A 19,798-nucleotide genomic window follows, 5' to 3' on the forward strand; every position below is an offset into this window, starting at 1 on the left:
GGTCACGCCGGACCACAGAATCACGTGGCTACTAGTCAGTTTCCTGCCACACGCGTGCCTCTGCCGCGGTGGCAGATCGTGGGGGGTTCACATGTCGCCGTTGTCGGCCGACAGTCTTCGCCTGCCCGGAATCAGAAAGGCCCGCGCGAGACGCATGGGCCTTGCCGGGCGCACCAGCATCACGGTCTCCGTGATGCTGGTCGCATCTCTTCTGCCCACTCAGGCCTGGGCCGCGCCACCGGGCGACCGCGCCGGAGTGCAGCTACCGGGTCTCCAGGAGGACCTCAAGGCCAAGCTCGACAAGGTCGAGGCCGCAAAGCTGGAGGGCTGGTCCGGAGCTCCGGTGCAGCCCCCGGCCGAGTACGAACCGTCGAAGGTCACTCCGCCCACCGCCGGAACGGCGAACGTCGCCCTGGCCGGCGACCAGCTGGTCCAGGCAGGATCTCTGCCGATCAGCATCGGCAAGGCCTCACCGACGGAGACCAACCCGACCCCTCCGGCCCCGTCGGGCACGTGGTCGGTGGCGGTCGAGGCCCGGGCGGTGACCGAAGCCGCGAACATCGACGGTGCGCTCATCAAGGTCACGCCTCCGGCCGAAGGCTCGACCCCGGTCGACGTGCAGCTCGACTACAAGCAGTTCAAGGACCTGTACGGCACCGAGTGGTCGTCGCGCCTGGAGCTGAGGATGCTCCCGCAGTGCTTCCTGACCACCCCGTTGGTGCCCGAGTGCAACACGGCGAAAGCCGTCCCGAGCACGAACGACCCGGCGACGGGCACGGTCCGCGCGACCGTCGACCCGGCGACCGCGCCGGGACAGGGCCTGCGCACCATGGCCGTCGGTGGAGGCGGCCCGATGGTCCTGGCCGCCTCCGACTCCGGTTCTGGCCCCGGCGGAACCTACAGCGCAACCCCCCTCGCTGCATCCGGCAGCTGGTCGGCCGGCGGCAACAGCGGCGACTTCTCGTGGACCTATCCGCTGGGCACACCCGCCCCCGGGGCCGGGCCCGTGCCGAAGCTGGCGTTCACGTACTCCTCGCAGTCCGTGGACGGGAAGACGTCCGTCGCGAACAGCCAGGCTTCCTGGATCGGCGACGGCTGGGACTACCACCCCGGCTTCATCGAGCGCCGGTACCGCACCTGTTCGGATGACCTCAAGGCCACGCCCGGCAAGCCGAACAACGACAACAGCACGGACAAGAAGAAGAACGACCTGTGCTGGGCCGGCGACAACATGGTGATGTCGCTCGGCGGTAGCAGCACCGAGCTCGTCCGTGACGCCACCTCGGGTCAGTGGGTCCCCGCCGGGGACGACGGTTCCAAGGTGGAGCGCAAAACCGACGCGAACGTCGCCAACGGCGCGAAGGACGGCGAGTACTGGGTCGTCACCACCCGTGACGGCGTCCGCTACCACTTCGGCCGCCACGACGTCGACGGCGCCGGTACCCGAGCCGTGACCGACTCCGTCTTCACCGTCCCGGTGTTCGGCAACCACCCCGGCGAGCCGTGCTACCAAGCCGCCTTCGCCGACTCCTCCTGCAACCAGGGCTGGCGCTGGAACCTCGACTACGTCGAGGACCTCCACGGCAACGCGATGATCGTCGACTGGAAGAAGGAGACCAACCACTACGCCAAGAACGAGAAGTTCCAGGCGAAGGTCCCTTACAGCCGCGGCGGCTACCCCAGCCAGATCACCTACGGCCTGCGCTCCACCAACCTCTCCGGAGCTCCGGCCGGCAAGGTGGAGTTCACCGTCGACGAACGGTGCATCAAGGAGGGCTCGGCCAAGTGCACGGACACCGAGTTCGAGTCGAAGAACTACGGTGACAAGCAGGCCTGGTGGGACACCCCGTCGTCCCTGCACTGCAAGGCCGACGCGAAGGACTGCTTCAGTACCTCGCCGAGTTTCTGGACGCGCAAGCGCCTGACCGCCGTCACCACGTACGGCCAGCGCACCGACGGCTCCACCGCCCTCTCGCTCGTCGACCGGTGGAACCTGGCCCAGTCCTTCCCCAAGCAGCGCACCGACACCCACCCGCCGCTGTGGCTGGAGTCGATCACCCGCACCGGCTACGGCACCACCAAGGACACCAACGGCAACCAGGAGAGCACCTCGCTCCCGCCGGTGTCCTTCCTCGCGAACGTCCAGGACATGCCCAACCGGGTGGCCACGGGTCCAGGCGACGCCACCCCGGACTTCGACCGCCTCCGTGTGGAGACCATCCGCACGGAGACCGGCAACGAGATCTACGTCGACTACTCCGCCCCCTGCGCGGTCGGCACCACGCACCCGAAGCCGGAGGAGAACACGACCCGCTGCTTCCCGGTCCACTGGTCACCCGACAGTGATCTGGAGAAGCCCCCGCTGGCCTGGTTCAACAAGTACGTCGTCGAGCGTGTGGTCGAGAAGGACCGTGTCGCCCGCCAGCCCGACGTCACCACCAGCTACACCTACGAGGGCGGCGCGGCCTGGGCCAAGGACTCCGACGAATTCTCCAAGCCCGAACTGCGCACGTACGGACAGTGGCGCGGCTACTCCTCCGTCGTCACCAAGGGCGGCGTGACGGCGAACGCCGGCAAGAGCGATGCGACGGCCGAATCCCAGACCCGCACCTACTTCTTCCGCGGCATGTCCGGTGACGCGGGACGGCCGAAGGTCACGATCAAGGACTCCACGGGCAAGGAGACCCTGGGTGAGGACCTGACCCAATACCAGGGCCGCACCGCCGAGGTGATCACCTACACCCAGGCCGGCGGCAGCGTCGACAAGCGCGTCCTCACCTGGCCCTCGAGCCAGAAGACCGCGACACGCCCCCGGGACGGAACCACCCCTCTCGAGGCCTACCGGGTCAACGACTCACGCACGGACACGATCCAGTCGATCAGCGGCGGCCGCTTCCGTGTGGGGCGCTCCCTGAACACCTTCGAGTCCGCCTACGGTCTCCTGGAGTCGGCCCAGACCGAATCGCGTGCCGAGGACGGCAGCGGCAGCTCGGTCATCGCCGACCAGATCTGCACGCTGACGACGTACGTGCACAACCCGGCGAAGCACCTGATCGGCCTGCCTCAGCGGGTACGGGCCACCACGGGCGCCTGCGCCCAGGCCGGGACCGCCGCGATGCTCTCCGACCTGCGCACGTCGTACGACGCGCTCAACGCCTTCGGAACCGCTCCGGTCAAGGGTCTGCCCTTCCAGGTGGACAGCAACGACGCGGCTGGCACCGGCTGGGTCACCACCGCGAAGACCGAGTACGACGCACTGGGCAGGACGGTCAAGGTCTTCGACCCGGCCGGCAACCCCACCTCCACCGTGTTCACCCCCGCCACCGGCGTCCCCTTCAGCACGAAGACGACGAACCCTCTCGGGCACACGCGCGTCGTCAAGAGCGACCCGGGCCGTGGCACCGTCCTTGAGGACATCGACACCAACAACCGCAAGTTCAGCCAGGCTTACGACAACCTGGGCCGCTCCAAGGCCGTCTGGACGCCGTCGCAGAAGACCACCGACCCGGCGTCCCAGACCTTCGAGTACCAGATCTCGGAGCACGAGCCCCCGGTCGTCACCAGCAAGACCCTCCGGGACAACGGCAGCTACGCCACGTCCATCGCGATCTACGACGGGCAGCTGCGGCCGCGCCAGACCCAGGCGGATGCCCTGGGCGGCGGCCGTGTGATCACGGACACCCTCTACAACGCGAACGGCACCGTCCGGCAGACCAACAACGGCTACTACGCCGAGGGCCGCCCCAACGGAAAGATCTTCGTCCCGGAGAGCGTCTTCCACGTCCCGAACTCGACGAAGACGGCGTACGACGGCCTCGGCCGCCCCGTGCGCGCGACCACGCTCTACGCGGATGTGCCGCAGCACTCCAACACCAGCATGTACGAGGGCGACTGGACGCTGACCCGCACTGCCATGTCGGCGGACGGCCTCACCCCGCTCTCGGGCAGCCGCGCGGTCAAGACCTGGACCGACACGTCGGGCCGGACCTCGCTGATCCAGCACTACACGGCGACCGACCTCACGACGTGGAAGGACACCGCCTACTCGTACGACCAGCGCGGCAAGCTGGCCAAGGTGACCGACCCGGTCGGCAACAAGTGGACGTACACCTACGACGCCCGCGGCCGCATGACCTCTACGGGCGACCCTGATATGGGCACCACGGCAGTCGCGTACGACAACCTCGACCGGAAGGTGTCCGTCACGGATTCTTCCGGGCGGACGCAGTACACGACGTACGACGCCCTCGGTCGTACCACCCAGATGCGCGACGACGCCCCGGACGGCCCCGTGGTCGCGTCCTGGACGTACGACACATTGACCGGCGCCAAGGGACTGCCCGTCGCGTCCACGCGCTACGAGGGCCTGGTGGCTTACACCAGCGAGGTCACCTCCTACGACAGTGAGTACCGGCCGACCGGAACCAAGATCACGATCCCGGACGTGCCTGCCACCAAGGGTCTCGCCGGGACGTACGCGTACAGCACCACCTACACACCGCGCGGCCAGGTCCAGTCGACGACCGTGCCGGCCACTCCGGGTGGCCTGGCAGCCGAGAAGCTGATCACCCGCTATGACGCCGACGGGATGGCCAAGACCATCTCGGGCTTGTCCTGGTACACCGCAGACGTCGTGTACAGCCCGTACGGCGAAGTCCTGCGCACGGCATCCGGCAATGCGCCGAACCGCGTGTGGACGACCAACCTCCACAACCGCAACACCGGCCGTGTCGAACAGTCGATCAGTGACCGCGAGACCGCCAGCCCGAACCGCGTTTCCGCGCTCTCCTACACCTACGACACGGTCGGCAACCCGACCTCCATCACGGACACCCAGGCCGGTGGCCGCGTCGACCGCCAGTGCTTCGCGTACGACGCGGTGGGCCAGCTCACCAAGGCATGGACGGGCAAGACGGCCGCCTGCGCCGGGCCCTCGCTGAACGACGTGACCGCCGGTCCGGACGGCGACGGCTACTGGCAGGAGTACCAGTTCGACAAGATCGGCAACCGCACCAAGCTGATCGACCACGACCTCACCAACCCGGCGCTGGACGACGAGACGAAGTACACGTACGGCGTCCAGGTCGCCGGGAACGCTTCCCTGCCTCCCGTCACCATCCAGCCCCACGCCCTGTCCAAGGCCGAGAAGACCACCAAGACGGCAGCGTCCACGGTCAACTCGCTCTCGACCTACGAGTACGACGCCTCCGGCAACACCAAGTCCCGGCGCATCGACGGTGACACCCAGGCCCTGAACTGGGACCGCCGCAGCAAGCTCACCTCCGCGAGCAGCCCCGGCATCGGTGCGGTGGCCGTCACGGGCATGGCGGGCAAGTGCATCGACGTCGCCGACGGGTCCAGCGCGGACGGCACGGCCGTCCAGCTCTACCCGTGCAACACGACCGCGGCTCAGCAGTGGAAGCTGAGTGGTGACACCGTCCGCGCCCTCGGCAAGTGCCTGACGGCGCAGGGCGGCGATGCGGTCCTGGCGACCTGCGACGGCAGTGCCAAGCAGAAGTTCACCTACCGTCCCGCCGACAAAACGCTGTACAACCCGGCGGCCAACGCCTGCGTCACCGTCCCCAACGACAACCCTGTCGACGGCAACGACCTCGACATCTACACCTGTGTCGCGGGCGCCGTCGCCCAGCAGTGGAGCTTCGAGAACACCACCACCTACATCCAAGACGCCTCGGGCAACCGCCTGATCGAGGAGACCGGCAGCTCCCGCACCCTCTACCTCGCCGACGCCGAAGTCACCGTCAACAAGGCCGGTCAGGCCATCGATGCCGTCCGCTACTACGGCGGCCCCGGTGGTGTCACCACCACCCGCCGCACGGGGAGCAAGGCAACGGGGCACAAGCTCAACGTCCTGCTGTCCGACCACCACAACACCGCGACCACCTCCGTCGAGCAGGCCGCGGGCCAGAAGGTCTACCGTCGCAAGTCCGACCCGTACGGCAACGTCCGGGGGACGGTGCCTGCCGACTGGCCCGGCGACCGCAGCTTCCTCGGAACGGGCGTCAACGACTCCACCACGGGCCTGACGCACATCGGGGCGCGCGAGTACGACCAGAGCACCGGCCGTTTCATCTCGGTCGACCCGCTCATCGACATAACCGACCCGCTCCAGATGAACGGGTACACGTACTCCAACGGAAACCCCGTCAGCAATTGGGACCCGTCGGGTGAGCAGCTCGAAGAGTGCATGAGCGGCATGTACGTGTGCACCAACCGTGGTACTCAGCCCATCAGCAAGGGCAGGAACTACGACAGGATCGTCTCCGAGAACATCGCGGCCATGGAGGATGCGAGGATCAGGCGGCTGTACGCCGAGCACTACGGCTCAGCGAAGGCCGGCCAGGCGCAGCAGTCGTACGACCGCGCCGTGGAGCTCTACACCTCGGGTCAGCAGTACGTCCGCAACCCGAGCAATACCGCGAAGGAGGAGCTGCACAAGATCCAGGTCAAGTACGACCCATCGAGCCACAGCGTCACCAAGCAGGTCGCGTACAAGATGTACATGTACGGGGCGTCGATCGAGGACATCGAGTACTTCAGCGCGCACTACTGCGACTTCCTGACGTGCAACGGGCCGGTCGAGGCGGCGCTGACCGGAAACAACGTCGACACTCCCCTCTACGAACCGAACGCATCCGAACGTGTAGGCCGGGAACTCGCCTCAGGTCTCGCCTATCTGGCCGGAGGCGGCGGGAAACCCCAAACGAGGTACTGCCCGAACAGCTTCGTTGCCGGCACCGAGGTCCTCATGGCCGACGGGTCCACGAAGCCGATCGAGCAACTCGAATCCGACGATCTCGTGCTGGCCACTGACCCCGAATCCGATGAGACCGCGGGGAAAGCCGTCGCCGCCACGATCCGCACTGAGGACGACAAGACCTATGTCGACATCGGTGTTCTGACGGTCGATGGGGTAAGCACCATAACCGCCACGGGCCATCACCCGTTCTGGGTCGAATCCAGGCAGGAGTGGCTCAATGCCGAGCTGCTCGAGCCGGGAATGACTCTGCGTACGGATGCCGGGGCGTCGGTTTCCGTGGCGAGCACCCGCGCCTATCAGGCCCTGCAAGCGACGTACAACATGACCGTCGCTGATCTGCACACGTACTATGTGCTCGCAGGCCACACCCCCGTCCTGGTTCACAATTGCCCCCGAAGGGGCTCGGGGAACGGGGCCGGGCCGATCCCGATCCCCCGGGAAGTCAAGTACCACTTCACCGCTGTCAGGCAAGGAAACGGAATTCCGCAGCTGGACAACAACGGCGTGCAGAAGATCTTCCGTGGTGACAGGCCCAGCCAGAGGCAGTGGGCAGGCTCACTGGAATGGGTTGTGCCGACCAACCGCCCTGGAAACGAAGTGAGAATCCTGCAGAATCCGACCACGGGCGCCATGGGCTGGAGCGAAAACCACTACACCACGATCCAGGAGTTCCCTGCCGGCTACGGCCAGTAGGTCAGGCTGACCGGCGTGTCCAGATGACTTGACCCACCCGCCTGGGGGGCTCGCCTTCGAGCCCCCCAGGCTCTTTCCTTGAATGGAGCCCCTCGCATGACAGCCCCGAGCTCGCCCTGCACGTTCTCGATCCACGCGGACGACGACGCGGACACACACCTCGGCCATTTCAACGACATCCAGGGCTTCTTCGTCGGCCGAGCGCCTGCCCTCGCGGAATTCGACGACACGGCGGCGGATACGGACGCAGGGCAGGGATCATGGCTCCGCCCTCGGCTGATCGGCCTGGCCCCGTCACGAAACATGGACGAGGCGTGGAGCAGGGGCACCGAGGCGGCGAGAGACCTCGGCAACGTATGGATCAATGTTCATGACGCGCTCGGCCGGACCATCGGCTCCTATTTCGCGGGAAACGCGACGCTGGAGGATTGGACGGCCGGTGCCGACGGACGTATCACCGCCACTCTCACGGTTTGGCTCAGTGCAGTGCCGCACGAGAGTGCCCATGCCCTGTGGAAGGCCTGGAGCAACCAGGTGCCTGTGACCAGGAACGGCTGGACACGACTCCCTCTGGGCCGGCGGGAGGGCTGGGTGGAAGTGGCCCGCATGCACTGGGGAAGGGCCACGGCCCCCGCTGAGTCCCGCAGCGAATACACCCTCGACGGCGGCGACATTTGCGATCTCGCGAGTTTCTACTGCGCCATCGGCGAGATGATGATCGGCCCGGGCGGATATTTCGGGAGCAACCTGGCAGCCCTGGACGATTGCCTCGCCGACGTGAGTGGTCCGACACCCCCCTTCCGGCTCGTGTGGGAGAGCTCGCAGGTGGCGATCGGTTCACTCGGCGGCCAGAGCACCTACGCCGCGGGCAAGTCCGTCCTTGACCTGATCGTCGAGTGTCTCGAGGGACGCGGCGTGGTCGTTGAGTTCGCCTGATACTCCAGTGCGGCTTCGTGATCTGCGCGCTGGTTCCGGACGCCAGCGAGCGCCGCCCGCGCGGACGAGCGTAGCCCCTGCGGGGCCGCGCGCCGGGAAACCGGCCGCGCGTCACCTGAAGCGGTGAAATCACCCTTGTCCCACGGGCACCAGGGGTAGGGCCCTGCTGATCTCGTGCGGGGGACCGGGTCGCCGGACCCCGTACCCATGGACGAAAGGCCGAGCCGCCGTGACGCAGCCGTTCCAACTGCCGGACTTCTACGTGCCCTATCCGGCGCGACTGAACCCCCACCTGGAGGACGCGCGGACCCACACCAAGCGGTGGGCGCGCGACTTCGGGATGCTGGAGGGTTCCGGCGTCTGGGAGGAGAGCGACCTCGACTCGCACGACTACGCGCTGCTCTGCTCGTACACCCACCCCGACTGCGGCCGTGACGCGCTGGCCCTGGTCACCGACTGGTACGTGTGGGTGTTCTTCTTCGACGACCACTTCCTGGAGATGTACAAGCGCTCCCAGGACCGGCACGGCGCCAAGGCCTATCTCGACCGGCTCGCCGCCTTCATGCCCATGGACCTGTCCGACGGCTTCCCCGAGCCCACCAACCCGGTCGAGGCGGGGCTCGCGGACCTGTGGGCGCGGACCGTCCCGGCCATGTCGCAGGACTGGCGGGAACGGTTCTCCTTGTCCACGAAGAACCTCCTCGACGAGTCCATGTGGGAGCTCGCCAACATCGACATCGGGCGCGTGGCGAACCCGCTCGAATACATCGAGATGCGGCGCAAGGTGGGCGGCGCCCCCTGGTCGGCCGGCCTGATCGAGTACGTCTGCGCCGAGGTCCCCGCACGCGTCGCGCACGCGCGCCCGCTCGCCGTGCTGCGCGACGCCTTCGCCGACGCCGTGCACATCAGGAACGACATCTTCTCCTACCAGCGCGAGGTCGCCGACGAGGGTGAACTCTCCAACGCCATCCTGGTGTTGGAGACCTTCCTGGGCTGCACCACCCAGGAGGCCGCCGAGGCCTCCAACGACCTGCTCACCTCCCGCCTCCAGCAGTTCGAGCAGACCGCGCTCGTCGAGCTCCCGCAGCTCTTCGCCGACCACGCGCTGGACCCGGCGGAGATCGCGGCCGTCCTCGCCTACGCCAAGGGCCTGCAGGACTGGCAGTCCGGCGGCCACGAGTGGCACATGGTCTCCAGCCGCTACATGAACAAGGAGGCCCGGCCCACCGCCCCGGCCACCCTGCCCTTCCTGCCGTCCGGGCTCGGCACCGCCTCGCTCGACCTGCGGTCCGTGTTCACGCGGCGCTCGATGGAGCTGCGCCACCGCTCCTTCACCCACGTCCCCTTCGAGCGCACCGGCCCCTCCGTCATCCCCGACATCTACATGCCGCACCGGCTCGCCCTCAGCCCGCACCTGGCGCACGCGCGCGAGGAGTCCGTGGCCTGGTCCCGGCGGATGGGCCTGCTGGACCCGCAGTCCGGCGACCCCGGCTCGGCGATCTGGACCGAGGAGCGGCTGCGGGGCTTCGACTTCGCGCTCTGCTCGGCCGGGATCGATCCCGACGCGACGCCGGAGCAGCTGGCCCTCAACGCCTGCTGGCTGACCTGGGGTACGTACGGGGACGACTACTACCCGGTGGTCTTCGCCCAGGGCAGGAACCTTTCGGCCGCCAAGGCGGCCACCGCCCGCCTGGTCGCCATGATCCCGGTCGACCACGCCCAACAGCCGGAGCCGGTGACCGCGATGGAGCGCGCGCTCGGCGACCTGTGGGTGCGCACCGGCGCCGGCATGTCCGCCGGGCAGCGCACCGAGTTCCGGGCGACCCTGGTGAGCATGCTGGAGAGCTGGCTGTGGGAGGTGGGCAACCAGATCCAGAACCGCATCCCGGACCCGGTGGACTACGCGGAGATGCGCCGCCACACCTTCGGCAGCCACCTCACGATGTACCTGTGCCGGCTCGGGCACCAGGGCCGGGGCATCCCCGAGGAGATCTACGCCTCCGGGACCATCCGTTCCCTGGAGAACGCGGTCGCGGACGCCGCCTGTCTGATCAACGACATCTACTCCTACCAGAAGGAGGTGGAGGTCGAGGGCGAGGTCCACAACTACATCCTGGTCACCCGGAACTTCTTCGACGTCGGCTACCCGCAGGCCCTGCACATCTGCCATGAGCTGATGACCCGGCGGACCGAGGAGTTCGAGCACATCGTGGCGAACCAGCTGCCACTGCTCTACGACGACTGGAAGCTCGGCCGGCAGGCCCGGCAGGCCCTGGACGCGTACGTGGGCGAGCTGCAGGACTGGCACGCCGGCATCCTCAACTGGCACCAGCAGATCCGCCGTTACCGTCCGGAGGACCTGCACGCGCGGCCCGACCTGCTGTCCACCGCCGTCCTGGGCGCCGGCCTCGGCATGTCGGCCGCCCGGATCACACGCCCCGCCTGATCCCGTCGGCCGTGCCGGCGGGGCGGGACGCGCCCCGCCGTGAGACGGCCGTACGTCAGAACTCGTCGCTCGTGTGCGGGAGTACGGCCGTGCGCAGGGCCGCGTCCAGCGCCCCCGCCGCGCCGGGCGTGTGCTCCCGTACCAGCCCGGCGGCGACGAGTTCCCCGACCCGGGTCCCGCCGAGGTAGCAGGCGGCCAGTTCGCGTACGTCCAGGGCCAGGTCGGCGGCGGAGTCCGCCTGCTCGTACGTGGCCCCCTCCGGCCCGGCCGCCAGCCGGAACCGTCCGGCGTTGGCGGGCATCCGTACGTCGTGCACCTCCAGCACCACGTCCACCGGCGCGGCCCAGGACCGCGCCGTCAGGGCCGCGCGTACGTCGACCAGGCGCAGCCAGAGCGCCGGGAACTGGGCGGTGACCCGCACCTGGTCCCGGTCCGCGGCGATGTGCAGCAGCGGGTCGTCGACCGGACGGCCCCACGCGGAGACCTTGCCCGTGAGGTCGAGGGAGGACACGCACTCCCACAGCGCGGCGGCCACCGCCGGGGTGTCGGCCTCCAGTTCGTCGACCCGGACCAGGCCCGGCACCCGGGCGGGGCCGGCGCCGCCCTCCGGCTTCGTGCGGTAGAGCACGTACCCGGCGATCGGCTGGTCCGCGTCGCCCAGGACGATGATCCGCGGCGGGCTCAGCTCCTCGTCCTCCTCGTCCTGTTCGGCCAGCCACTCCTCGGTCCAGCGCTCCGCGCTGCGGGTGGGGCGGCCGGCCCGCCCGGCGCGGGCCGCGTCGTGGAAGGGCCCGATGACGGCGACGGCCTCCTCCGGGTCGACGAACCGCAGCGGGCGCCGGTCCGGGTCGATGCGCAGGGCCAGCGGGCGGGTGGAGTCGATCTCGATGGTGGCGCCGGTGGTGGCGCTGCCGTAGCCGAAGCGGCCGTAGATCGCGGCCTCGGAGGCCCAGAGGGCGGCGAGCGGGCTGCCCGCTTCGGCGGTCCGCCGCAGCATCTCGCCCATCAGAGCGGTGAGCACGCCGCGCCGGCGGTGGGTGGGGGCGACGCCGACGAAGGTGAGCCCGGGGCAGGGCAGGTCCGCCCCGGGCACCGAGAGCCGGAAGTCGTACGCGGCCATGAAGCCGGCCAGGGCCGTGCCGTCGTAGGCGCCGAGCCGGTCGCCGCGCGCGAGCAGCGCGTGGTGTTTCTCCCGGACCTCCTTCTCGGGCCGGTCGTGGAAGACCAGGTACGCGAGCTCCAGAGCACGGTCGATGTCGGACTCGGGTACCTCGCGGATGTCCACCATGATCGCGAGACTAATCGGTCATCGTAGGACCGGTCACCCCATAGCAGCCCGGGTCCGCACGTCCGGCCGGTGTGCGGACCTGCCGCAGACCTGCCGCGGACCTGCCGCGGACCCGCTGCGGACCTGCCGCGGACCCGCTGCGGACCCGCTGCGGACCTGCCGCGGACCTCTTGCGCACCTCCTGCGGGCTACCGTGCGGCGGGACCGGTCCAGCCGGCCGGGACGCGGCCGAGCCGGACGCGCTGCGGATGGTCCCCGACGGGGACGGAGACCCGCTTGGCGCCGGTGGCGAAGTCGATGGCCGTGACCCGGTCGGCGCCGCTCTCGGAGATCACGCAGGCGCTGCCGTCGCCGGAGACCGTGGCCCAGTACGGCTTGGCGGCGGGCACGAGCGGGCCTTCGGCGAGGGTGGCGCGGTCCACGACGGTCGCGTAGTCGTCCATGGTGCCCGCGATGCAGAGCTTCGCCCCGTCGGGGCTCATCGACATGCCGTGGTGGCGGGAGTCGTTGACCCAGGTGGTGCGGTCGGTGCTGGTGGCGGGGTTCACCGGGAGGGTCTTGAGGCGGGTGATCCGGTCGGAGGGGACGTCGTACTCCAGGAAGCCGTTGAAGAAGGACACCTGGAAGTAGAGCTTCGACTCGTCGGGGCTGAAGGACACCGGGCGGACGGCGTCGGACAGGTCGCGGCGGCCGAAGGCGTCCAGCCGCTCCCGCATGTCGATCACCCGGACCGTGCGGAAGGTCTGCGCGTCGACCACGGTGATCTTGCGGTCACCCTTCGTCCAGTCCAGCCAGGGCGCGTCGAGGGCGGTGTTCACCTCGCCGATGGAGCTGTTCCACAGGAAGCGGCCGTCGCGGGTGAAGGTGTTCTCGTGGGGCTTGTCCCCGGTGCCGAAGGAACCGACCTGCCGCCCGGTGGTGATGTCCAGGACGTGCACGGTGTTGGAGGTGGAGGCCGAGACGGCGACGCGGGTCCCGTCCGGCGAGACCGCCATGTGGTCGGAGCGGTACCCGGACACCGGGAAGCGCCAGTTGACGCGTCCGGAGGCCACGTCGATGGACACGACGTCGGCGAAGCTGGGGCGGGAGACGACGACGGCGGAGCCGTCCGGGGTGGTGAACATGTCGTCGACGAACTGGTCGTGCCCCTCGCCCGCACTCTCCCGGATGCCGAGGAAGAAGGCGAGCTTCACGGGGTTGAGGTAGATCTCCCGCAGCCGCTCCGCCTTGTCGGGGACCACGTCGATCCGGCCGACCTTGGCGAGATCGCCGGTGGAGGCGAGGACGTCGGCGGTCCCCTCCCAGTTGTTCCCGACGAAGAGCACCTCGCGCAGACCACCACCCGGACCGCCACCCGGACCGGAGCCCGGAACGGACCCGGCCGGGGCCGGGGTGAAGGCGGTGAGCAGGGTGGCCGCGGCCAGCAGGCCCAGGGTTCGCACGGTACGCAACATCCGCTCAACTCCGCTACGGGGAAGGGATGGAGAGGGTGCCTCCTATTACCGGCGGGTAAGATAGGGGGAACGGCAAAAGGGCGCAACCCCCACGGGGTGCGCCCTTTTCTCACGTTCGGCCGTCACGCCTTCAGGCGACGGAGCCGATCCGGTCGAGCATCGTGTGCGAGATGTCCGGGTGGATCGGGATGTGCGCGCCGGTCAGGGCCGCGCCGGTGCCGCCACGGCGGTTCGCGACGATCTCGGCGGCGATGGACAGCGCGGTCTCCTCCGGGGAGCGGGCGCCGAGGTCCAGGCCGATCGGGGAGCGCAGCCGGGCCAGTTCGAGCTCGGTCACGCCGACCTCGCGCAGTCGCTCGTTGCGGTCCTCGTGGGTGCGACGGGAGCCCATAGCTCCGACGTAGGCGACGGGCAGCCTGAGGGCCAGTTCGAGGAGCGGGACGTCGAACTTGGCGTCGTGGGTGAGCACGCACAGGACGGTCCTGCTGTCCACGTCCGCGGCCTCCAGGTAGCGGTGGGGCCAGTCGACGACGATCTCGTCCGCCTCCGGGAAGCGGGTCTTCGTCGCGAAGACGGGCCGCGCGTCGCACACCGTCACCCGGTAGCCGAGGAACTTGCCGATCCGCACGAGGGCGGAGGCGAAGTCGATGGCACCGAAGACGATCATCCGCGGGGGCGGGACGCTGGACTCGACCAGCACCTTCAGCGGCTCTCCGCAGAGCCTGCCGTCGGCGCCGATCTCCAGCACGCCGGTCCGGCCGGCGTCGAGCATGGCGCGGGCTTCCTCGGCGATGGTGCGGTCCAGCTCGGGGTGTCCGCCGAACCCGCCCTGGTGGGCGCCGTCGGTACGGACGAACACGGCGCGGCCCATGAGCTCGGCGGGGCCCTTTGCGATCCGGGCCACCGCCGCGGCCTCGCCGCGGGCCGCCGCGGCCAGCCCGGCCGCGAAGACCTCCCGTGCGGGAGAGCCCACGCGGACCGGGGTGACCAGGATGTCGATGATTCCGCCGCAGGTCAGGCCCACGGCGAAGGCATCGTCGTCGCTGTACCCGAAGCGCTCGTGGACGGTCTCGCCGTCCTCCAGCGCCTGTCGGCACAGCTCGTACACCGCACCTTCCACGCATCCGCCGGAGACCGAGCCGATGGCCGTGCCCTCGCTGTCGACGGCGAGCGCGGCCCCGGGCTGCCGGGGCGCGCTCCCGCCGACCGCCACGACGGTGGCGACGGCGAAGTCACGCCCCTGCTCGACCCACCGGTTCAGCTCTTCGGCGATGTCCAGCATGGGGGGCCTCCTCGGAGAGGTTCGGTTCCAGTATCTGACACGTACACCGAGTACGTGCATCGGGTACGTACGTCGGACACGTGGAGGTGCGGGTACGTGATGATCAGGCGGTTCGGGGTCAGCCGACCCCGAGCCAGTGCTCGATCGGGTTCAGGGCGAAGAACACCACGAAGATCGCGGTCAGCGCCCACATGAAGCCGCCGATCTCCCGGGCCTTGCCCTGAGCGATCTTGATGGCGACGTAGGAGATCACACCGGCGGCGACGCCGGCCGTGATCGAGTACGTGAACGGCATGATCACGACGGTCAGGAAGACCGGGATCGCGGTCGCGCTGTCGGCCCAGTCCACGTGGCGGGCGTTCTGCATCATCATCGCGCCGATGACGACCAGGGCCGCGGAGGCGACCTCACCCGGGACGATCTGCGTGATCGGGGTGAAGAAGAGGCAGGCGGCGAAGAACAGGCCGGTGACCACGGAGGCGAGACCCGTACGGGCGCCCTCGCCGACGCCGGTCGCGGACTCGACGAAGACGGTCTGGCCGGAGCCGCCCGCGATGCCACCGATGGCGCCACCGGCGCCGTCGATGAAGAGCGCCTTGGACAGGCCCGGCATGCGGCCCTTGTCGTCGGCCAGCTTGGCCTCGGTGCCGACACCGATGATGGTGGCCATGGCGTCGAAGAAGCCGGCGAGCACCAGCGTGAAGACGATCATGCCGATCGTCATGTAGCCGACGTCGCCCCAGCCGCCGAAGGAGACGTCACCGAAGAGCGAGAAGTTCGGCATCGAGACCGCGGAGCCGTCGAGCTCCGGCGGGCCGTTCTTCCAGGCCTTCGGGTCGATGTCCACGACGGCGTTGAGGATCGCGGCCAGGACGGTGCCGCCGACGATGCCGATCAGGATGGCGCCGGGCACCTTGCGGGCCTGGAGCATGAAGATGGCGACCAGGGTGATACAGAAGAGCAGCACGGGCCAGCCGGCCAGCTCACCGACCGCACCGAGCTGGACGGGGGGACCGAACTCCGGGCCCTTGCCGACGAAACCGGCCTTGACGAAGCCGATCAGGGCGACGAAGAGGCCGATGCCCATGGTGATCGCGTGCTTGAGCGCGAGGGGGATCGCGTTCATGATCATCTCTCGGAGGCCGGTGACGACCAGGAGACAGATCACGACACCGTAGATCACACACATGCCCATGGCCTGCGGCCAGGTCATCTGGGGGGCCACCTGTGAGGCCAGCACGCCGGACACGGAGAGACCGGCGGCGAGGGCGAGCGGCACCTTGCCGACGAAGCCCATGAGGAGCGTCGTGACGGCGGCGGCGAACGCGGTGGCGGTGATGATCGCCGACCCGTCCATCACCGTGCCGGCGACGTCCTTGCCCGACAGGAGCAGCGGGTTGAGCAGGAGGATGTACGCCATCGCCATGAAGGTCGTGATACCGCCACGGACCTCGTTGCCGACGTTTGAGCCTCTGTGCGTTATATGGAAATAGCGGTCGAGCCAGGACCGTCCGGCGGGCGGCTGGGAGCCGTCGCCGGCATCCTCCGCGGTGGTCTTGGGCTCTACTGACGATTGGGTCATGGTGCCTAACTCCCAAGGTTCAAAGGGGCACCCGCTTGGAGATTGGAGACGCGGGATTTGGGATGCTGCGTTTGGCTGCACGACCCGGGGTGACGGCCCGAGGCGACGCGAATGTTCACTGCGTGTACTGCGGGTAGTGCGGGGGTGACCGCTGGTACTACGGGGGTTCTTGCAGGGGTACTGCCAGGTGAAGGGACCGCGAGCGGTGCGGTGCTTCGTATGTCCTCCGGGCGGTGCGGCGTGAAGTGTGACGTTCCCATGCACACCGCCCGGAGAGTCTGAGGGGGTCCGGGGGCCTCGCGGCCCCCGGACCACGCCGTCCTAGAGGGTCCCGGTAAGGGCTTCCGGACGGATCGGCGTCTTGTTGATCTCAAGACCGGTCGCCTGTCGGATCGCCGCGATGACGGCCGGGGTGGACGAGAGGGTCGGGGCCTCGCCCATACCGCGCAGGCCGTAGGGGGCCTTCGGGTCGGCGAGCTCCAGGACGTCGACCGGGATGGTCGGGGTGTCGAGGATGGTCGGGATCAGGTAGTCCGTGAAGGAGGGGTTGCGCACCTTCGCGGTCTTCGGGTCCACGATGATCTCTTCCATGATCGCGACGCCGAGACCCTGGGTGGTACCACCCTGGATCTGGCCGACCACGGAAAGCATGTTGAGCGCCTTGCCGACGTCCTGCGCGGTCGCCAGCTCGACGACCTTGACGAGGCCGAGCTCGGTGTCCACCTCGACGACCGCGCGGTGCGCGGCGAAGGTGTACTGGACGTGGCCGTTGCCCTGGCCGGTGACCAGGTCGAAGGGCTCGGTCGGCGCGTGACGGAACTCAAGTTCGAGGTCGATGGCCTCGTCCTCAAGGATGTCGGCGATGTCCGCGAGGACCTCGCCGCCGTCGGTGACGACCTTGCCGCCTTCGAGGAGCAGCTCGGCCGTGGCCCACGCCGGGTGGTACGAGCCGTTCTTGCGGCGGCCGATCTCCAGAAGGGCCTCGCGGACCGCCTCACAGGTGTTCTTCACGGCGCCACCGGTCATGTACGTCTGCCGGGAGGCGGACGTGGAACCGGCGGAGCCGACCTGCGTGTCGGCCGGGTGGATGGTCACCTGCGTGACACCGAGCTCGGTACGGGCGATCTGCGTGTGGACGGTGATACCGCCCTGGCCGACCTCCGCCATGGCCGTGTGGACCATCGCGACGGGCTCGCCGTTGATGACCTCCAGGCGCACGCGGGCGGTGGAGTAGTCGTCGAAGCCCTCGGAGAAGCCGACGTTCTTGATGCCGACCGCGTAGCCGACGCCGCGGACGACGCCCTCGCCGTGGGTGGTGTTCGACAGGCCACCGGGCAGCGCGCGGACGTCCGCGCTCTCGCCGGCGCTCTCCCACTGGCGCTCCGGCGGCAGCGGGCGGGCCTTGACCCGGCGCAGCAGCTCGGCGACCGGCGCCGGGGCGTCCACGACCTGGCCGGTGGGCATGATCGTGCCCTGCTCCATGGCGTTCAGCTGGCGGAACTCGACCGGGTCCATGCCCAGCTTCGCCGCGAGCTTGTCCATCTGGGCCTCGTAGGCGAAGCAGGCCTGGACGGCGCCGAAGCCGCGCATCGCGCCACAGGGCGGGTTGTTCGTGTAGAGCGCGATCGCCTCGATGTCCACGTCCTCCAGGACGTAGGGACCCACCGAGAGGGAGGAGGCGTTGCCCACGACCGCCGGGGAGGCGGAGGCGTACGCGCCGCCGTCCAGGACGATCTTGCACTTCATGTGCGTGAGCTTGCCGTCCTTGGTGGCGCCGTGCTCGTAGTAGAGCTTCGCCGGGTGGCGGTGCACGTGGCCGAAGAAGGACTCGAACCGGTTGTAGACGATCTTGACCGGCTTGTTCGTGGCCAGGGCCAGGAGGCAGGCGTGGATCTGCATCGAGATGTCCTCGCGGCCACCGAAGGCACCGCCGACGCCCGAGAGCGTCATACGGACCTTCTCCGGCGGGAGGCCCAGGACCGGGGCGATCTGCTGGAGGTCCGAGTGCAGCCACTGGGTGGCGACGTACAGCTCGACGCCGCCGTCCTCGGACGGCACGGCCAGACCGGACTCCGGGCCGAGGAAGGCCTGGTCCTGCATGCCGAAGGTGTACTCGCCCTCGACGATGACGTCGGCGCGCTTGCGGGCCTCTTCCACGTTGCCGCGGATGATCGGCTGGCGGTGCACGATGTTCGGGTGCGGGACGTGACCGATGTGGTGGTCGTCGCGGCCCTCGTGGATCAGCGGCGCGCCGGGGGCGAGGGCGGAGGCCTCGTCCGTGACGAGCGGCAGCTCGCGGTAGTCGATCTTGATCTTGGCGGCCGCGCGGCGGGCGGTCTCCGGGTGGTCGGCGGCCACGAGGGCGACCGGCTCACCGTGGTGACGCACCCGGCCGTTGGCGAGCACCGGGGTGTCCTGGATCTCCAGGCCGTAGTTCTTCATCTCGGCCGGCAGGTCGTCGTACGTCAGCACCGAGTACACGCCGGGCATGGCGAGCGCCTCGGAGATGTCGATGGAGACGATCTCGGCGTGGGCGACGGTGCTGCGCAGCGTCTGTCCCCAGAGCATGTCCTCGTGCCACATGTCCGAGGAGTACGCGAACTCGCCGGTGACCTTGAGGGTGCCGTCCGGGCGAAGAATCGATTCGCCGATGCCGCCCTTGTTGTGCTTCTGGGTGACGTTCGTCGGCGTACCGGCGGGCACGGTGCGGGTGTTCTGCGCCATGGTCAGACCGCCTCTCCCTGACGGGCGGCCGCGAGGCGGACCGCGTCGAGGATCTTCTCGTAACCCGTGCAGCGGCAGAGGTTGCCGGACAGGGCCTCACGGATGTCCTGGTCGGACGGGGAGGAGTTCTCCTCCAGCAGTGCGTCCGCCTGGATCAGCAGACCCGGGGTGCAGAAACCGCACTGCACGGCGCCGGCGTCGATGAACGCCTGCTGGATGTTGGAGAGCTCGACGCCCTCGCCGGTCTGCGAGTCGCCCGGCTTGGCCTGCCACTGCTTGGCCGCGTCCAGGGAGACGCCGCCCTTGCTGCCGCAGCCGCCGCCGGTGCCGCAGGCACCGCCGTGGCCGTGCTCGTCGCGCTGCTTGGAGAACTCCGCCAGACCCTCGACGGTCACGACGTCGCGACCCTCGACCTGACCGGCCGCGACCAGGCACGAACAGACCGGTACGCCGTCGAGACGGACGGTGCAGGAACCGCACTCGCCCTGCTCACAGGCGTTCTTGGAACCCGGCAGGCCCAGGCGCTCACGCAGGACGTAGAGAAGGGACTCGCCCTCCCACACGTCGTCGGCTTCCTGCTGACGGCCGTTGACCGTGAAATTGACGCGCATG

The 19,798-nt window shown here is 69.1% G+C and carries 9 protein-coding genes; 3 read left to right on the forward strand and 6 right to left on the reverse strand.

What is annotated here, in order from left to right:
- Window positions 1-193: 193 nt before the first annotated feature.
- The 3 genes from ACFY0D_RS16920 to ACFY0D_RS16930 all read left to right on the forward strand — a co-directional run bounded on the left by ACFY0D_RS16920 (window position 194) and on the right by ACFY0D_RS16930 (window position 10,856).
- A complete protein-coding gene (locus ACFY0D_RS16920) occupies window positions 194-7,474 on the forward strand; it encodes a ricin-type beta-trefoil lectin domain protein (RefSeq protein ID WP_390799053.1) in 7,281 nt (2,426 codons plus the stop codon).
- 96 nt (window positions 7,475-7,570) lie between these two features.
- Window positions 7,571-8,410: a barstar family protein gene (locus tag ACFY0D_RS16925; RefSeq protein WP_390799054.1), complete on the forward strand. Its 840-nt coding sequence runs from the start codon at window positions 7,571-7,573 to the stop codon at window positions 8,408-8,410.
- 229 nt (window positions 8,411-8,639) lie between these two features.
- Window positions 8,640-10,856: a germacradienol/geosmin synthase gene (locus ACFY0D_RS16930; RefSeq protein WP_390799055.1), complete on the forward strand. Its 2,217-nt coding sequence runs from the start codon at window positions 8,640-8,642 to the stop codon at window positions 10,854-10,856.
- 55 nt (window positions 10,857-10,911) lie between these two features.
- On the opposite strand, the gene ACFY0D_RS16935 is transcribed toward ACFY0D_RS16930, so the two are convergent.
- The 6 genes from ACFY0D_RS16935 to ACFY0D_RS16960 form a co-directional block, all read right to left on the reverse strand.
- The gene (locus ACFY0D_RS16935; protein ID WP_390799056.1) at window positions 10,912-12,144 is read right to left on the reverse strand and encodes a GNAT family N-acetyltransferase; all 1,233 of its coding nucleotides are present in this window, start codon (window positions 12,142-12,144) and stop codon (window positions 10,912-10,914) included.
- A 188-nt stretch (window positions 12,145-12,332) separates the two neighbouring features.
- Window positions 12,333-13,598, reverse strand: coding sequence for a YncE family protein (locus ACFY0D_RS16940; RefSeq protein ID WP_390799057.1), 1,266 nt, complete (start codon window positions 13,596-13,598; stop codon window positions 12,333-12,335).
- Window positions 13,599-13,728: 130 nt separating this feature from the next.
- A complete protein-coding gene (locus ACFY0D_RS16945; RefSeq protein ID WP_390799058.1) occupies window positions 13,729-14,880 on the reverse strand; it encodes an XdhC family protein in 1,152 nt (383 codons plus the stop codon).
- Window positions 14,881-14,998: 118 nt separating this feature from the next.
- The gene (locus tag ACFY0D_RS16950) at window positions 14,999-16,462 is read right to left on the reverse strand and encodes an NCS2 family permease (protein WP_390799059.1); all 1,464 of its coding nucleotides are present in this window, start codon (window positions 16,460-16,462) and stop codon (window positions 14,999-15,001) included.
- A gap of 321 nt (window positions 16,463-16,783) precedes the next feature.
- Window positions 16,784-19,186 carry a xanthine dehydrogenase subunit D gene (pucD, locus tag ACFY0D_RS16955; protein WP_390799060.1) on the reverse strand — a complete coding sequence of 801 codons (2,403 nt, stop codon included), beginning with the start codon at window positions 19,184-19,186 and terminating at the stop codon, window positions 16,784-16,786.
- 2 nt (window positions 19,187-19,188) lie between these two features.
- Entirely contained in the window at window positions 19,189-19,797 is a 609-nt protein-coding gene (locus tag ACFY0D_RS16960; protein ID WP_390799061.1) for a (2Fe-2S)-binding protein, read from the reverse strand.
- Between the last annotated feature and the right edge of the window lies 1 nt (window position 19,798).

The organism is Streptomyces sp. NPDC001502 (genome assembly GCF_042894785.1).
Lineage (GTDB): Bacteria > Actinomycetota > Actinomycetes > Streptomycetales > Streptomycetaceae > Streptomyces > Streptomyces kutzneri.

Bases quoted from the DNA above. Each gene is read 5' to 3' on its own strand.
- ACFY0D_RS16920 (WP_390799053.1), top strand. From the start codon at position 194: ATGCTGGTCGCATCTCTTCTGCCCACTCAGGCCTGGGCCGCGCCACCG.
- ACFY0D_RS16925 (WP_390799054.1), top strand. From the start codon at position 7,571: ATGACAGCCCCGAGCTCGCCCTGCACGTTCTCGATCCACGCGGACGAC.
- ACFY0D_RS16945 (WP_390799058.1), bottom strand. From the start codon at position 14,880: ATGCTGGACATCGCCGAAGAGCTGAACCGGTGGGTCGAGCAGGGGCGT.
- ACFY0D_RS16940 (WP_390799057.1), bottom strand. From the start codon at position 13,598: ATGTTGCGTACCGTGCGAACCCTGGGCCTGCTGGCCGCGGCCACCCTG.
- ACFY0D_RS16950 (WP_390799059.1), bottom strand. From the start codon at position 16,462: ATGACCCAATCGTCAGTAGAGCCCAAGACCACCGCGGAGGATGCCGGC.
- pucD (WP_390799060.1), bottom strand. From the start codon at position 19,186: ATGGCGCAGAACACCCGCACCGTGCCCGCCGGTACGCCGACGAACGTC.
- ACFY0D_RS16960 (WP_390799061.1), bottom strand. From the start codon at position 19,797: ATGCGCGTCAATTTCACGGTCAACGGCCGTCAGCAGGAAGCCGACGAC.
- ACFY0D_RS16935 (WP_390799056.1), bottom strand. From the start codon at position 12,144: ATGGTGGACATCCGCGAGGTACCCGAGTCCGACATCGACCGTGCTCTG.